The organism is Microbispora amethystogenes, assembly GCF_016863015.1.
In the GTDB taxonomy this organism is placed as follows: Bacteria; Actinomycetota; Actinomycetes; order Streptosporangiales; family Streptosporangiaceae; genus Microbispora; species Microbispora amethystogenes.
Map to the genome: position 1 here is coordinate 30,220 of NZ_BOOB01000055.1, position 15,173 is coordinate 45,392.

Annotated in this window: 15 protein-coding genes; 7 read left to right on the forward strand and 8 right to left on the reverse strand. The window is 72.0% G+C overall.

All coding sequences use genetic code 11. From position 1 onward, the window contains the following. On the forward strand, nucleotides 1-1,035 hold the full coding sequence (locus Mam01_RS31430; RefSeq protein WP_204288816.1) for a methyltransferase: 1,035 nt from the start codon (nucleotides 1-3) through the stop codon (nucleotides 1,033-1,035). A 45-nt stretch (nucleotides 1,036-1,080) separates the two neighbouring features. Here the strand turns inward: Mam01_RS31430 and Mam01_RS31435 are convergent, their stop codons facing one another. Then, nucleotides 1,081-1,989, reverse strand: coding sequence for an oxidoreductase (locus Mam01_RS31435; protein ID WP_204288817.1), 909 nt, complete (start codon nucleotides 1,987-1,989; stop codon nucleotides 1,081-1,083). Nucleotides 1,990-2,054: 65 nt separating this feature from the next. Here Mam01_RS31435 and Mam01_RS31440 point away from each other — a divergent pair, with 65 nt between their 5' ends. Further along, nucleotides 2,055-2,639 carry a TetR/AcrR family transcriptional regulator gene (locus Mam01_RS31440; RefSeq protein WP_373868735.1) on the forward strand — a complete coding sequence of 195 codons (585 nt, stop codon included), beginning with the start codon at nucleotides 2,055-2,057 and terminating at the stop codon, nucleotides 2,637-2,639. Between the two features lie 188 nt (nucleotides 2,640-2,827). On the opposite strand, the gene Mam01_RS37465 is transcribed toward Mam01_RS31440, so the two are convergent. From Mam01_RS37465 to Mam01_RS31465, 5 genes are all read right to left on the reverse strand, one after another. Then, on the reverse strand, nucleotides 2,828-4,423 hold the full coding sequence (locus tag Mam01_RS37465) for an NAD(P)/FAD-dependent oxidoreductase (protein WP_275409116.1): 1,596 nt from the start codon (nucleotides 4,421-4,423) through the stop codon (nucleotides 2,828-2,830). Further along, nucleotides 4,420-4,590, reverse strand: coding sequence for a hypothetical protein (locus Mam01_RS31450; RefSeq protein WP_204288819.1), 171 nt, complete (start codon nucleotides 4,588-4,590; stop codon nucleotides 4,420-4,422). The genes Mam01_RS37465 and Mam01_RS31450 overlap by 4 nt, the downstream gene beginning before the upstream one ends. Next, the gene (locus tag Mam01_RS31455; protein WP_191910163.1) at nucleotides 4,587-4,889 is read right to left on the reverse strand and encodes a PqqD family protein; all 303 of its coding nucleotides are present in this window, start codon (nucleotides 4,887-4,889) and stop codon (nucleotides 4,587-4,589) included. The genes Mam01_RS31450 and Mam01_RS31455 overlap by 4 nt, the downstream gene beginning before the upstream one ends. An 11-nt stretch (nucleotides 4,890-4,900) precedes the next feature. Beyond that, a complete protein-coding gene (gene stsB / locus Mam01_RS31460; RefSeq protein WP_204288820.1) occupies nucleotides 4,901-6,376 on the reverse strand; it encodes a StsB family radical SAM/SPASM domain sactipeptide maturase in 1,476 nt (491 codons plus the stop codon). 84 nt (nucleotides 6,377-6,460) lie between these two features. Beyond that, nucleotides 6,461-6,739, reverse strand: a complete 279-nt coding sequence (locus tag Mam01_RS31465) for a StsA-related sactipeptide RiPP (protein WP_204288821.1) — start codon at nucleotides 6,737-6,739, stop codon at nucleotides 6,461-6,463. Nucleotides 6,740-6,995: 256 nt separating this feature from the next. On the opposite strand from Mam01_RS31465, the gene Mam01_RS31470 reads away from it, so the two are divergent. Both Mam01_RS31470 and Mam01_RS31475 read left to right on the forward strand, forming a co-directional pair. Further along, complete coding sequence (locus Mam01_RS31470; protein WP_204288822.1) at nucleotides 6,996-8,321, forward strand: DUF2786 domain-containing protein; 1,326 nt, start codon at nucleotides 6,996-6,998, stop codon at nucleotides 8,319-8,321. A 108-nt stretch (nucleotides 8,322-8,429) separates the two neighbouring features. After that, the gene (locus tag Mam01_RS31475; protein ID WP_204288823.1) at nucleotides 8,430-9,578 is read left to right on the forward strand and encodes an XRE family transcriptional regulator; all 1,149 of its coding nucleotides are present in this window, start codon (nucleotides 8,430-8,432) and stop codon (nucleotides 9,576-9,578) included. A 23-nt stretch (nucleotides 9,579-9,601) separates the two neighbouring features. Here the strand turns inward: Mam01_RS31475 and Mam01_RS31480 are convergent, their stop codons facing one another. Together Mam01_RS31480 and Mam01_RS31485 are read right to left on the reverse strand one after the other, a co-directional pair. After that, the gene (locus Mam01_RS31480) at nucleotides 9,602-10,543 is read right to left on the reverse strand and encodes an HNH endonuclease (protein ID WP_204288824.1); all 942 of its coding nucleotides are present in this window, start codon (nucleotides 10,541-10,543) and stop codon (nucleotides 9,602-9,604) included. Between the two features lie 45 nt (nucleotides 10,544-10,588). Then, nucleotides 10,589-11,107: a hypothetical protein gene (locus Mam01_RS31485; protein WP_239101760.1), complete on the reverse strand. Its 519-nt coding sequence runs from the start codon at nucleotides 11,105-11,107 to the stop codon at nucleotides 10,589-10,591. Nucleotides 11,108-11,255: 148 nt separating this feature from the next. On the opposite strand from Mam01_RS31485, the gene Mam01_RS31490 reads away from it, so the two are divergent. From Mam01_RS31490 to Mam01_RS31500, 3 genes are all read left to right on the forward strand, one after another. Beyond that, nucleotides 11,256-13,352, forward strand: coding sequence for a TerD family protein (locus Mam01_RS31490; RefSeq protein ID WP_239101761.1), 2,097 nt, complete (start codon nucleotides 11,256-11,258; stop codon nucleotides 13,350-13,352). Between the two features lie 267 nt (nucleotides 13,353-13,619). Continuing rightward, nucleotides 13,620-14,153: an RNA 2'-phosphotransferase gene (locus tag Mam01_RS31495; protein ID WP_204288827.1), complete on the forward strand. Its 534-nt coding sequence runs from the start codon at nucleotides 13,620-13,622 to the stop codon at nucleotides 14,151-14,153. Nucleotides 14,154-14,249: 96 nt separating this feature from the next. Then, nucleotides 14,250-15,155 (forward strand): hypothetical protein, encoded by a 906-nt coding sequence (locus Mam01_RS31500; RefSeq protein WP_204288828.1) that lies wholly within the window; start codon nucleotides 14,250-14,252, stop codon nucleotides 15,153-15,155. The last annotated feature ends 18 nt before the right edge of the window (nucleotides 15,156-15,173 follow it).

A 15,173-nucleotide genomic window follows, 5' to 3' on the forward strand; every position in this document is an offset into this window, starting at 1 on the left:
ATGAGTGACCGACCGCGAGGCCTCGCGGGGCAGGCGAACCTGTCCCGGATGGCCTTCGGCTACGCCACCTCCCAGATTCTCTATGCGGCCGTTCGGCTCGGCGTGCCGGACCTGCTCGCGGAGGAGGCCGTACCGGTCGCGCGGCTCGCGGAGCGCACCGGGTCGGACCCCGGCGCGCTGCACCGGCTGCTCCGCGCGCTGGTGGTGCTGGGCGTGGCGGAAGAGGGGGAGCCGGGATGCTTCACCCTCACGCCGCAGGGACGGCCGCTCCGCGCCGACCACCCGTGGTCGATGCGCTCCAGCCTGCTGCTGCTCGGCGACCCGGCGACATGGCAGGCGTGGGGCGCGCTGACCCACAGCGTGCGGACCGGTGAGACGGCGTGGGACCACGCGCACGGCGAGCCGCTGTTCGACCACCTCGCCCGCCACCCGGACCTGTCGGCGGTGTTCAACAGGGCGATGCGGGAGGGCACCGAACGGATCGCGCCCGCGCTCCCCAAGGCGTACGACTTCACCGGCGCGCAGACCGTGGTCGACGTCGGCGGCGGCAACGGCACGCTGCTGGCGGCGGTGCTCGCGGCCACCCCGGGCGTCAAGGGAATCCTGTTCGACACCGCCGAGGGGGTCGCGGGCGCCGACGTGGAGTTCCGGCGGGCGGGCCTGTCGGACCGGTGCGTCATCGAGACCGGCGACTTCTTCGAGGCCGTGCCCGGGGGTGACGTCATGCTGGTCAAGGGCGTGCTGCACGACTGGGACGACCGGCGCTGCGTCACCCTGCTGCGGAGCTGCCGCCGGTCGATCGCGGCGGACGGGCGCCTGCTCGTGCTTGAGCCGGTGATGCCGTCCGCCCTCGGCACGCCGGAGGCGGCCGGGGCCGTCATGAGCGACATCGCGATGCTCGTCTACACCGGCGGCAGGGAACGTGGCAGGGCCGAGTTCGGGGACCTGCTCGCCGCGGCCGGGTTCGACCTGACCGAGGTGACGCCGCCGCTCGGCGGCTCGGAGATCCGGATCCTCGTCGCGCGGCCCGCCTGAGCTCCCCGGTCGATTTTCTGGTCGAGCTAGGCCGAGCCTCCGGGTTCAGGGCCGCGCTGCCGGCCCGGTCGCGGGCAGCGGGAACGTGACGCCGGTCAGCTCCTCGGAGACCGTCCACAGGCGGCGGGCGAGCGCGCCGTCCCGGGCGGCCCTCGACCGGCCGACGAGCTTCGGCGCGCCGCGCCCCAGCAGGCCGCCCGGTCCGGCGTAGCCGCCGCCCGGAACGTCCGCCACCGCCGCGTAGAGCGTGGGCAACGCTCCGTCCTCAACGCTCTGTGCCAGGCCGTTGATGACGGCCGTACGGAGCCGCCGCAGCGGGGACCGCCCGTCGTCGAGGTGCCCGAGGAGGTTCGTGGCCGCCAGGCCGGGGTGCGCGGCAGTCGCGAGCACCGGCGATCCGGCCTCGGTGAGGCGGCGGTGCAGCTCCGCGGTGAACAGCAGGTTCGCCAGTTTCGACTGCGCGTACGCGGGGAGCGCCCGGTAGGGCCTGCGCTCCCAGTTGAGGTCGTCGAAGTCGATCCGGCCCGCCCGGTGCGCGCCGGAGGAGACGGTGACCACCCGCCCCCGGACGCGCGGCAGCAGCAGGTTCGTGAGCGCGAAGTGCCCGAGGTGGTTGGTGCCGAACTGCAGCTCGAAACCGTCGGCGGTGCGCCCGAGCGGCGGGATCATCAGGCCCGCGTTGTTGATCAGCACGTCGATCGGCTCGGTGAAGCCGTCGGCGAACGCGCGGACCGAGGCGAGGTCGGCGAGGTCGAGCCGCCGTACGGCGACGTCGCCGGTCATGGTCCCGGCGGCGGCGTGGCCCTTGGCGGGGTCGCGGACGGCGAGCACGACGCGGGCGCCCCTGGCGGCGAGCGCCTGGGCGGCGGCCCTGCCGATGCCGCTGTTCGCGCCGGTGACCACGACAGTGCGACCGGTCATGGCGGGGATCCGCTCGGCGGTGAATGTTGTCATGGAAAACAAAGTAGGCAGTGGCAACAAAGATGTCAACGACAACATCTCAAGCTACGATGACGTCCGTGCCCGCGTACCACCATGGAAACCTTCGCGCGACGCTGCTCGCCGCCGCCGAGCGCAGCCTGCGCCGGGATGGAGCGGAGCGGCTCTCGCTGCGTGATCTGGCCCGTGAGGCGGGCGTCAGCCACGCCGCGCCCCGCCGGCACTTTCCGGACCGTCAGGCGCTGCTGGACGCGCTCGCCGAGTCCGGGTTCGCCCGGCTCGACCAGGAGCTGCGCGCCGCGCTCGCCGAGGCGGGGGAGGAGTTCGGGCCGCGCCTGCACGCCACGGCGGTGGCCTACCTGCGGTTCGCGACCGAGGACAGCGCGCTGCTGGAGCTGATGTTCACCCGCAAGCACCGCGAGGGCGCCGACCGGCTCGTCGCGGCCGCCGCCGAGCCGTTCGGGCTGATGCACGGCCTGATCGAGCAGGGGCAGGCACAGGGCGTGCTGGAGCCCGGCGACCCGCAGCGCGCGGGGATCGTGCTGTTCGCGACGTTGCAGGGCATCGCCACGCTGGTCAACGGCGGCCTGGTGGCGCCGGAACTGCTCGACGGCATCGTGGAGACCGCCGTCGACCAGTTCATCCGGGGATCCCGACGCCGTTAGCGCTCAAGGCGGTCTCGGGAACGCGACACGCCACGGCGACACGGCGACGCGTCACGGCGGCCCTGCGGGCCACGGTGACCCCCGGCAGGGCTCGACGGTCTCCGGAGGCCGGGTGACTCCGAAGGGCGGCGCGGAGTTTGGAGGCGGCGCGGGTTCGGGGGCGGGGCTTCCGACGGGTGGCGGAGCTTTCAGCGGGTGGCGGTGGCGGTGGCGGTGGCGGTGGCGGTGGCGAGGCGCGAGCGCAGCCACGCGGCCAGGCCGGGATACTGCCCGATGGCCTCCTCACTGGTAAGGAGGGGCTCCGGCCGCCCGGTCAGCACCCGCGCGATCTCCGACCTGTCCGTCGCGGTGTCGTCGGAGAGCAACGTCTGGGCGGCGAAGAGCCCGGCGGCGATCCGCGGGTTGCTCAGCTTCGCCTGCGCGAGGCGGGTGCGGATCTCGCGTTCGAAGGCGTTCGGCTCGCGTCGCGGCGCACCGTCGCGTCCGGCCCCCGCGTCAGCCCTTTCCACGGCACCTGCACCGGCCCTGTGAACGGCACTCGCACCGGCCCTGTCAGCGGCACCTGCACCGGCTCTGCCGACGGCTGTGTCAACGGTGCCTGCCCTGGCATCTGCGCCGGCGCCGGTACCTTCAGCCCGCTCTCCTGTGCCCGCGCCGGCCCGTTCGCCGTCCGCCTCGACCGCCATGCGCCAGGACTGCTCGGCCTCCGCCGCGAGCGCCGACTGCAGCCCGGGGAACAGCGCCGGTCCGATCCCGCCGTGCCGGGTCAGCTCCTCGTCGAGCCGGAGCGCGCAGCGCGCGGCGACCGACATGCCGTGCGAATGGATCGGATTGACCGCGACGGCCGCGTCGCCGATCACGGCGAAGCCGGCGGGCAGCCGCGCGCGCTCGAAGAACCGCCTCCGGTTGACGGTGTCCCGGTACGGCCGGATGAGGCCGAGGGGAGTGGCCTCCGCCATGAGGTCGGCCACGAGGGGGTCGCGCAGCGCGCGGGCGAAGGCTGCGAAGCCCTGCTCGTCGGTCGGCGGCTCACCGCCCCGGGTGCCGGTCAGCGTGACCACCCACCGGCCGTCCTCGACGGGGAACAACGTCGCTCCCCGGGCCGGCCGTCCCGGGTCGGGCCCGGGATGCAGCATGATCGCCGGGATCGCCTCGGCGAGGTCGGCGGGCGCCTCGTAGAGCCGTGTGGCGTAGGCGAGGCCGGTGGCGACCGCCGACTCCTCGACGTCCGCGGCGCCGATCTCGGCGAGCCACCGCGGTGACGCCGATCTGCGTCCCGTGGCGTCGACGACGAGGTCCGCGCGTACGGCCTCGGGAGGGGCGCCCCGCCTGCTGACCGACACCCCGCCGACCCGGGCCGCGTCCCCGAGGAGACCGAGCGCCCGCGTGTCCTCCCACACCGTGACGGTGCCGCCGCCGAGTGCCCGGCGCCGCACCACCTCGTCCAGCAGCCCGCGGGTGCAGGAGATCAGGTGGGCGTCGGTGCGCATCCGGCGGAACCAGCCGTCCGCGGTGAGGATCAGGGCGTCGCCGGGGAGGCCGCGCAGATGCGCGCCCTGGGTGAGGAGGGCGCCGACCGTGCCGGGCAGCAGCGCCTCCAGCGCCCTCGCGCCGCCGGCCACGAGCACATGGCTGTGGTGCGCCTGGGGCAGTCCCCGGCGCGGGCGGGGGCCGGACGGGTAGTGATCGCCCTCCACCACCACGACCTCGTCCGCGTGGCGCGCGAGCACGGCGGCGGCGAGCACCCCCGCGAAGCCCCCACCGAGGACGACCGCCCTGCTCATCGGCGGAAGGCCGGCGGACGCGGCACGACGACGCCGGTTCGGACGCGCGCTCCTCCGGCCGGCTCCCGTACGGTCGCGTTCGGGCCGGCCGCAAGCGGGGCGATCGCGTTCGGGCCGGTCGCGTCCGGAGCGGTCGCGTTCGGAGCGGTCGCGTCCGGAGCGGTCACGTGAGGGCCTTCTCGGCCTTCTCGGACGGGACCTCCTCGATCAGGCCCTGCTCGATCATCGTGCCGATGAAGTCGCGTACGTCCGCCACGATCTGTTTGCTCATCGCGGAGTTGCTGCCGGCGAACTCGCGGGACAGCTTGAACATGACCGGCTCACGTTCGCCGTCGCTCGCCACGAGCTTCCATATCCTCGAGCCCGTGTCGTTCAGGCTGTGGAAGTCGCCCGTCTCGGTGTGGTAGAGCGAGACGCCCTCCCCGGTCTCCTGCCAGATCACGGCTTCGCTGATCCGGAGCGACACACTGACCTCCTCTATACCGGCGTGATGGGAAGCAACTCGCCGACCTTGATGGAGGGCGAGGGGCGGACATAGGTCTTCCAGTCGTCGAAGACGGGGTGGACGTCGCCGTTGACGACCAGGCGGGGCGTCGTCATCTCGCGGTCCTTGGTGGCGAGCTCCGACCGGTCGACACCGGCTTCGAGCCACAGCTGCGTGGCGACGCCGTGCCGCAGGATCCGGCACTGGTGGCGGCTGTTGCGCCGCAGGTCCTTGGACTCGGACATGTGCGAGGCCCGGCACCCGCCGCCGCAGGACGCCTTGATGTAGCACTTGGCGCAGTCGGCGTGATAGTCGCCGCCGAGCACGGTGCTGGTGCGCATCCCGCGCAGGAGCGGCCCGCCGAAGATCTCCGCCAGCGACTGCAGCCGTACGTTGCCCGCGTGGTGCGCCCGCCCGGTGACCAGCTTGCACGGGTACACATCACCCAGCGAGTTGATGTAGATCTCGTTGCCGCCCATCCCGCAGTTGGCCTTCACCGAGCACGGCGTGACCGGCCGCGGGCCGTCCGGCAGCAGCTTGCCGGCGGCCGGAGACGTCCAGGTGAGCCGCTGGATCCGCATGTGGTCGTCCCAGCCGAAGTCGTACTCGTCGCTCTCGCCCCGGCCCAGGTCGTTGTGGTACATCAACCGGATGCTGTGGACCTCGATCCCGTCGGCGAACTTCGCGAAGTCCTCCAGCTCGTCGACGTTGTCCGAGGTGACGATGTGGTTGATCCGGGGCACCACGCCGGCCTCGTTGAGCAGCTGGAGGGCGCGGTAGGTCCGGGCGAAGGAGCCGGCGCCGCGGGTGCGGTCGTGGGTCTCGGCCGTGCCGCCGTCGACGCTCACCGTGACCATGCCGAACAGCTCGGCGAACCGTTTGGCCTGCGCCGGCTTTCTGATCATCGTGGCGTTGGTGATGATGTTCGACGTCAGCCCGCTCTCGTTGGCGTGTTCCACGATCTGGAACAGGTCCTTGCGGAGCATCGGCTCGCCGCCGGTGAAGATCATGGTACTCGCGCCGAACGCGGCGACCTGGGAGACCAGGTCGAGCGACTCGGCGGTGGTGAGCTCACCGGGGAGGCACTTCTCCGAGGAGGCGTAGCAGTACGGGCAGCGCAGGTTGCAGCCGTCGGTGATCGCGTAATACACCTGGCGGAGCGACGGCTCCTTGAAGGAGAGCGCCGGGCGGTTCCCGTTGTAGTAGACGATGTAGTTCAGGATGAGCTTGGCGAGCGTCCGATCGGTCTCGTCGGACTCGCCGGTCGCCGTCTCGTCGAGGCGGGCCTGCTCCCCGCCCGCCCCGGGACGGGCCAGGGCCTCCAGGACGGCGAACTCGCGCGCGTCGAGGACACACCGGCCACCCACCTGCGGGTTGACGACCAGATACTCATCGTCGTGCACGAAGTAGGTCAGGTCAGCCGGCACTTCGATCAACGAGCGGTTCCGGGCGAGCTTCCCAGACATCATTCCCCTTACGCTCCCAGCCGCAGGTGCGGCCCCAGACGTCTGTGGGCGACGCGCGGCCGGAGCCGCACCCGCGAACTGCCCGGACTACTCCGCCGCGCCGGATCCGGAGCCCGACCAGGCTCCGCACAGGCACTTGGCCTCGACCGGCACGGTGTGGGCCTCCACCTCGGGGCGGGACCACTCGCCACCCGCGCCGGCGTGCGCCAGCACACCGGGCAGCGAGTTGGGGAGCTTGTCCTTGAGCGAGATGAGCAGGTCGACTTCCTCCCTGGTCAAGGTGGCGAACGCCGCCTCGACTTCGGCTGCCAGGGGGCTGTTGAGGACGCCCGCTTCACGCAGAGCTTCCCTCGGATCGAAGGCCATGCCTTCACCTCTCTGTCTGACGGGGGAATGCGGTGTGAATCGAGTATGCGCAGGTGAGAAGGGGGTGAGAAACCCCACAAACGTGGGGCTAGCCGCTGCTCGCCCGCTGGGTGACGGCCGGGAGGCGCGGCCTGGCCGGCCCGCGCGATCCACCGGCGGCCCGCCTGTGGACAACGTCTTCGGAGCGGCCGGGTGGCTGTCAGAATCGTGAACTCCGTGAGCCCCCGGCGGGGGGAAGGCCGAGGCAGGAGGACACATGGGCAGGGCGGACCGGGAGCGGCGCGGGGCCGGGGAGAACGAGCGCGGGAGCCGGTGGCAGGGGCCGCCCGGCGGGGCGCGGGCCTTCCCAAGGGGGCGGGCGGAGCCGCCGCCGGAGGAGATGGTGGCCGAGCTGCTGTCGGCCGCGGTGGACGCGCGACTGCACGCGGACGCGCCGCAGTTTCCGCGACTCGTGGAGACGCTGACCGGCGACCCCGGCCTGCGGCCCGTCGTCGACCGCGCGTTGCTGGGCATGCTCGGCGATCACCTGGCACGGGCCTGGCGGAACGGGTGGATGCCGGCCGACGTGGTCCGGCTCGTGGGGCGGCGGTTCGGGGCGCGGCACGTGTGCCTGGTCACCGACGCCGTCGCGGCCGAGATGCGGGCCTACGCCCCGGCGACCGTGGACGAGCGCTGGCAGGACCAGCTGACCGCCCTGGACGCCACCGTCTGGTGGGGGAGAGACGAGGAGTACCTGCGCGAGGACGGCGACCGGGCCGCGATGGTCGCCCGGGCGCTGGAAGTGATCATCCTGCTCGTGAGGCTGCAGCCGCTGGAACGGCTGTGCCCGCCGCCCGGTTCGGCCCGCCGTACGGCCCGGGCGGCCGGGCGGGTGGACGAGCGGATGCTGACGCGGGTGCGGGCGCTGCTGGCCAAGGCCGAGTCGACGGAGTTCGAGGCCGAGGCCGAGACGTTCACCGCCGCCGCCCAGTCGCTGATGGCCCGCTACAGCATCGACGCCGCGCTGCTGGCCGCCGGGGAGGCGAACCGTACCGGCGACGAACCGCAGGGGCGGCGCCTGGGGATCGACGCGCCCTACGAGGGGCCCAAGGCGGTGCTGCTGGACGTCATCGCCTCGGCCAACCACTGCCGGTCGATCTGGAGCCGCCACCTCGGGTTCGCCACCGTGCTGGGGTTCCCGGCCGAACTGACGGCGGTGGAGGTGCTGTTCACCTCCCTGCTGGTGCAGGCCACCTCCGCGATGCGGCAGGCCGGCGCACGCCGGGACGGCGCCGGCCGGTCCCGCACGCGGTCGTTCCGGCAGTCGTTCCTCGCCGCCTACGCCTACCGGATCGGGGAGCGGCTGCGCGAGGCGGCGGGGGAGGCGGTCCGGCAGGCGACGGCCGAGACCGGCAGAGATCTGCTGCCGGTGCTGGCGGCCAGGGATGAGGAGGTCGACGCGGCGATGGAGAAGATGTTCCCCGGGCTCAGCATGGTCAGGACGGGCTCGGTCAGCAACCGCGAGGGCTGGATCTCCGGCCGGGCCGCCGCCGACCGGGCCGTGCTGGACGTCCATCCGAAGATCCCTTCCGGACGCTCGTGAGCGGGCTCGCCGCACGGAGGCCGTTGACTCGACAGGCCGTCTCGAACCACTGATTTTTGTTAGTGTTTCGCCCGGATCGACGCTGGACCGGGGCTTGGGGGAATCGTCGTGGCAGGTCCGTTCGACGCGCCGCCGCAGCCCGACGGGCTCACCACGACCGCCGAGTTCGTCGCCGCCCTGGGCAGTCTGCGCCAGTGGTCCGGCCGGACCTTCCGGCAGCTCACGGCCGCCGCGAAGGCGAACGGCGACGCGCTGCCCGCCAGCACCATCGCCGGCGCCCTGGGGCGGGCGACCCTCCCGCGAGAGGAGTTCGTGGCCGCGTTCGTACGGGCGTGCGGGCTCGGCGAGGCGGAGTCGGTTCGATGGGTGGCGGCGAGGAAGCGCCTGGCCGCCGAGATGCCGCCGCTCCCGTCCGTCGCGCCCGGCGACCCCGCCGACCGGGTTCGTCCGCCAGAGGGCCCGGCACGGCCGGAATCCCGCGCTCGGGCCGGACCCGGGGACCGGGAGGCGCCAGACCGCGACGGCCCGGACCAAGACACACCGGACCGCGACGCTCTGGCCCGAAGCGCACCGGACCAAAGCGCTCCGGACAGCCCACCCCTGCGCGCGGCGCGACGAGGGCCGCAGTGGCCGGCCCTGGTGGGAGTGGGAGCGGGCGTCCTCCTGGTGCTCTTCGCGGTGGTCTCGGTCCTGCCGTCGCTCTACGGCCCCCAGCCCGGTGGCGGGACCCCGGGGCCCTCACCGTTCCGCGCCGCCGCGACCTCCCTCAACGACCGCGTGCCGTCCGACGGGTGGTATCACATGGTTCCCGCGCACGTCGCGGAGGGCGGCCTGTGCATCGGGGAGGGACGCGAGCGCAGCGGAAAGACGGATCGCCCACTGGCCGTGCAGCGTCCCTGCGCGGGCCTTGTTCCGGACACCTACCTGCATGCGGTCGGTGACGGCGCACGGCAGATCGAGTGGCATCATCCCGTGGAGGGCGTCGGATGCCTGACCGTGGACGAGGCGCTGAAGACCCCCGGCGCGCTGATCGCGCCCGCGGAGTGCACGGGAGCGCCGCATCAGCAGTTCCTGCTGAAGCCCGCCGGATCGGGATTCGTCGTCCACCCCGTGCACAGCGGCCTGTGCGTCGGCGCGCTGTACGGCGAGCCCGACATGCGGGCGGGGGCGGAGATCGCCCAGAAGGCCTGCACGGGACGGCACGACCAGCTTTTCCTCTTCCGCCCGGCGCCCGCGCCGACCTGGACGCCACGCTGACCCGGCGGCAGGCGGCAGGTGCCTCATGCTCCGAGGAAGACCTCGTCGAGATGCCATTCCAAAGCCTCCCGATCCGGCCGGTCCCGCGGCCGGTCCGGGACGTTGATCTCCAGTCCGGCCCGGCGGTAGAACTCCTCGCCGTTGCCGAACTCCTCGCGCAGCCGAGGGCTGACCAGCAGTCTGTGCCTGGGATCGACCGCCAGATAGCCGCGGTCGAACAACGTGTGGACGTCCGACCGGAGCAGGAGCCCGTTGTCCAGCCGATGCTCGCCGCCGACGGTGACGGGACGGATGTGCGCCGCCTGCAGGACCGGCCTGATCCGGTCGCCGGTGATCGCGCAGCGTCGTTCGTACGCGTGCAGGACCACCGCTTGGAACGCCCGCTGGCCGAGCCTGCGCGGAGCGAGCCGCGGGTCGCCGAATACGGGCCCGTCACGGTGCCACGGCTCGGACAGGTCCGCGTCTCCGCGGATACCGGCGCGGTGCAGCAGGTCGTGGAAATAGCCGGCGGCCGGATGGGTGGCGAGGTCGTAGCTCTTGCCCTGCACGATGTTGGATGCGAAGTCCGGCGGCGGGCCTGCGACACGCTCATCGGGATAGAAGAAGACGTCGCGGATGATGACGCAGCCGATGACCGGGTCCTCGCCGGGTGCCATCCCCCGGCTGCGGTAGCCGCCCACCTGCCGGCGTAGTTCCGTCAGGCTCGGCGCGCCGTTGCCCTCGCCGAAGAACTCCCATGCCTCTGAGACGCGCAGAGGAGCGAAACCGCTGAAGAAGCCGCCGCCGACCACACGGTTGTGCGGGTGATGGGTCTTGAAGAAGAACGGTTCGCCATGGTCGATCGCCCGGAACTCCCGGCCGCCGGAAGGCCGCCAGAAGTTGACCTCACCAAGGTCCGGACGTCCGGCCAGGAAGCGGTACCAGCCCGCGTCGGTCACCCCGACGTACGCCTTCACGAAGGTCATTGTGCACGTACGTGATCAATCCTGCCAGGGCGCGCGGGCGTGCTCTCAGTCGAGGACGGGCGCCTGGCGTACGGGCCGGATCAAGGAGAGGTAATCGGGGATGACCGAGGCGGGTTCGCGGGTGACGCCGTCGAGCGCGTGTGCGAGCAGCGCGGCGTCCGGCGCGCCGAGCTCAAGCAGGGGCCTGCGGAGGCGGATGGACCAGGACCTGGCGTCGGGGAAGGCCTCCAGCCGCGGGACGAGGGGCGCCAGTTCCACGCCCGTGAGGTACGGCGCGAGCGACCGGAGGGCGATCCCGCACCCCCGGGTGAACTCCCGGCCCGCGATCGTGACCGGCTCCTCATAAGCGGTCACCTCGGAGGTGACCCTGGCCGTGTCGATGATCCTCGTCCGGTCGCGGGCCGGGTTGTGCCAGCAGCCACGGGTGGTCAGGACGAAGAGGTCGTCTCCTGCGGTGAGGCGGTTCACCTCACTGCGCCTGGTCGGCGGGAAGGCCATCCGCGACTCACGCAGCACCCACGCGACGGCCTCCCGCTCCCCGAGAATCAACAGGTACGCGGTCACGCTCGGCACCGTATCGAATCGACGCGCGTCAGGCCGTCTCGCGGGGGCGCCGGACCTCCTCGCCGGCGGACGGAAAACGGCCGGCACCGTCGACGCAAGGTGGAATTCGAGTGGCGATATGCCTGTAGTGGCCATATATCGTGCCTGCGTGGAAGATCTCGTCATTACCCGGCGCCTGCGTGTTCCCGTCGACGTGGAGGGGGACGGCACGCCCGGTTGGGGTGAGGTGGCCGCCCGGCAGCTCGACGCGGCACTGCTCAGCGTCGGTTTCACGTGCTCGGCGGCGCTGCTCGACCGCCTGGCCCGGCTGCCCGGGGAACAGGTGATCGACCTCGGGCTGCGGGTCCTGGCCGCCGTCCGCCGTCTCGTCGGTGACCACGTCGAGCACAACGCCTACTTCGTCGACTTCCCGAGGAACGTCCCGGACACGCTGGACTTCTGGGCGGGGCTGCTGCGCGAGGCCATGCTCGACCCGGTCGCCGCCGCCCGGCTCCAGCCGGGCACCCTCAACCTGCTCGATCTGCCGCGGTACGGCCGCTACCAGCACACCTACGCCGACCTGCTGGCCGCGCACGACGAGCTGATCCCCCTGGCCAAGGACCGGGTGACCGTGCTGGAGCTGGGCGGGAGCCTCCGGGACGAAGCGCGTAAGCTTTACTTCTCGCTCGCCGGCTCCGAGGTCCCGCTCGCCGCCGAGGACCTCACGGCTCTGCGCGCGCTCGCCGCCTTCTGCGCCGGCGACCGGCCCGAGCGCGTACCCGTACGCGAGAACCGGGCCGTCCTCAACGAGGTGCGGCTGGCCGCCGGGCAGCCGCTGCTCGTCGACACCGTGACGGACGTGCTCAGGGTGGCCGCGCTCTGCTCCGGCGGCGACGTCACCCTGTCCACCCCTGCCCGCCTGCGCTCCTTCCGCCGCGCCGAACGCCGGATCCTGCTGGCCGCCCTCGATGCCGTCCCGGCCGCCAAGCACGGCGACGTGCTCCGCCACCGGGAGCAGTGGAAGCGGCTCGGCGAGCGGCTGCACCCCCACGAGTACCCGCAGTTCTCCAGCGCGGCCCAGGTCTTCGAGGTGGCCAGGGGTGCGCGCAAGGCGGCGAGCTTCGGCGGCCGGGTCGAGGCCGCGCTGGCCGAGGGCCGCACCGGCGACGCCGTCGCCCTGCTGGAGCACACGCCGGGCGCGTTGCTGCGCCGCCTCGACCACCTGCTGCGTACGGGTGGCGGCCCGGCCGTGCTGGAGGCGGCGGAGCGGGCCGCCGCGCACGCCTCCGGCCGCGTGCTGCTCTCCCTGCGCGAGCACCTGCAGAACCGGCTCGCCCCCGTGGACCGGATCTTCACCAACCGGCACGGCAGAGCGTGGGCGGCCGCCGACACCCGCTCACCGCTCGACGAGGACGCGCTTCACCGGACCCTGGCTCTGCTCGACGAGGAAATCACTCGCCGTCTCCCCGACCCGGGCGAACTGATCGTCGATCCCGCCGTGCTCGACGTGGCGCTGCCCCTGTCGGGCAAGAGCGCCGCGCCCGGGCTCGGGGTGCTGCCCCGCGGCTCGCTGTCGTTCGTGGACGGTGAGCTGCTCCGCTTCTTCGTGTACTGGCGCCAGGCGGGGCGGAGCACCGACTACGACCTGTCCGCGCTCATGCTCGACGCCACCTATGACAACCCGACGCACATCTCGTGGACGTCCTACGGCAACGACTTCGCGACCTACTCGGGCGACCTCACCGAGGCCCCCGAGGGCGCGTCGGAGTTCATCGACATACGACTTCCGCACGCGACCCAGCCGATCGTCATCCCCCAGGTTCACATCTACGCGGGGGAGCGGTTCGACGAGGCCGCCGAGGCGTTCTTCGGCTTCATGACCAGGGACGCCGCGCAGGAGGGCAGGCCGTTCGAGCCGCGCACCGTACGGATGAAGTCCGACCTGCGCGGGTCCGGCCGCGTCGCGCTCCCACTGGTGTTCCTGCGCGGGGACGACGGCGCCTGGCGGGTGAAGTGGCTGCATCTCCACCTGTCCGGCCATCCGGCGTTCAACCAGGTGGAGGGCAACCGGGTCACCACGTCGCGACTCGTACGCTCGATCGTGGAGCGGGACTACCTGCGGGTCGGCTATCTGGTCGGCTTGCTACGGGCCAAGCCGTCCGAGGGCGGGCACGTCACGTACATCGGGCTCGATGCACCCGCCGACCTGCCGGAGGGGGCGCGCGTCCACACGCCCGCGACCCTGCACGAACTGATCCCCGCCTGATATCGTGAAGATCGCGAGGCCATGGGAGGGCTTCCTTCTACCTCTTTGGGAACCGGTTTGCCCGCAAGGGCGCCTGTCTAGTCCTCCCGCTTTCCTCGCGCTCCGGCCCGGTGAGGCCATTCGGGGGCTTCCTTCTCCTCCTGGTTCGATTCCAGGTGGGCCCCTAAGGGCCTGCTGGCACATCCAGCCTCCGAGCCCTCCTCACCGGACCGTCCGGCCGGTCCCCGCGGCGTTCGGCGGGCTCATCGAGAACACCGGGAGACGCTGATGGACGAACGCAGGCTGGTGCGGGTCTCGAAGTACCTGGCCAAGCATCTGCGCCACGAACCCGAGCGCATCGGCATCGAACTGGACGCGCACGGCTGGGTCGCCGTCGACACGCTGCTGACGGCGGCGGCCGCGCACGGGTTCCCGATCTCGCGTGCCGAACTGGAGCAGGTGGTCGCCGACAACGACAAGCGGCGGTACGTGATCGACGGCGAGCGCATCCGCGCCAGTCAGGGCCACTCGGTGGCCGTCGACCTCGACCTCCCGGTGGCCGAGCCGCCCTCGATCCTCTATCACGGCACGGTCGCCCGGAACGTGGAGGCGATCCGCGAGGAGGGCCTGCGCCCGATGGATCGTCACCACGTCCACCTGTCGCCGGACCGGGAGACCGCCACCCGCGTCGGCGCGCGCAGGGGCAGGCCGGTCGTCCTCGTCGTGGACGCGGCGGCGATGCACGCGGCCGGGCATCAGTTCCGGCTGAGCGCCAACGGCGTCTGGCTTGTCGACCACGTCCCCCCGGCCTACCTCCGATAGGCGACCGCGCGGTCGGCATTCATCTATGGTAACTGTTTGATAACTATCAGTAATAATGATCAATGTCCGCCTTCGGCACGCTCCTATTGTCACTCCATGCTTACGATTGAACACGAAGCGGTGATACGGCTGTTCCAGGAACGGCCCGATCTGGCCGCCGGACTTCTGGCCCGATCCCTTGACGTACAGCTCCCGGAGTTCGACTACGCGGCGGTGGAGTCGGCCGACCTCACCGAGGTCACGCCCGCCTCTCGTCAGGCCGACTCCGTCATCGTGTTCCGGCGCAAGCGTCCGGGTGCCGACCCCGAGCCGGTCGTCGCCGTGATCGTGGAGGTGCAGCGAGGCCGCGACCCCGGCAAGCTCTGGTCCTGGCCGATGTACCTCGTCAGCCTGCGCACCCGCCTGGAATGCCCGGTCATGCTCCTGGTGATCTGCCCGGAGGCGGCCGTCGCCCGGTGGTGCTCCCGGCCGATCGACCTCGGCCACCCCGGGCTGGTGCTGACGCCGCTGGTCGCGGGACCCGACGAAGTCCCCGTCATCACCGACCCCGGCCAGGCGGCCGACGACATCGAGCTGGCGATGCTGTCGGTGATTCACCACGCCACCACACCGCAGGGCCCCGATATCCTCAACGCGCTGTTCGCCGCGCTGCACAATCTCGACCGTGACCAGGGGGGTATGTACGCTGACATGGTGCGTGCGGCGCTCCCCCGAGAGATCTGGGATCACTTGGAGAGGCACATGAAGACAGAGAGCTACGAATACCTCAGCGACTGGGCCCGCGAGAACATCGCAAAGGGCTTGGCCGAGGGCCAGGCCAAAGGCATCGCCGAGGGCAAGACCGACGCGATCCTGACCGTGCTGGCCGCCCGCGGCATCGAGGTGCCCGACGAGCTCAACGACAAGATCAGGAAGTGTCGCGACCTCGACCGGCTGGACGCGTGGATCCGCGCCGCCGCCACAGTCCAGTCCGCCGACGCACTCCTGAACAACGACCTCTGACCCAGACCGTCCACCGAA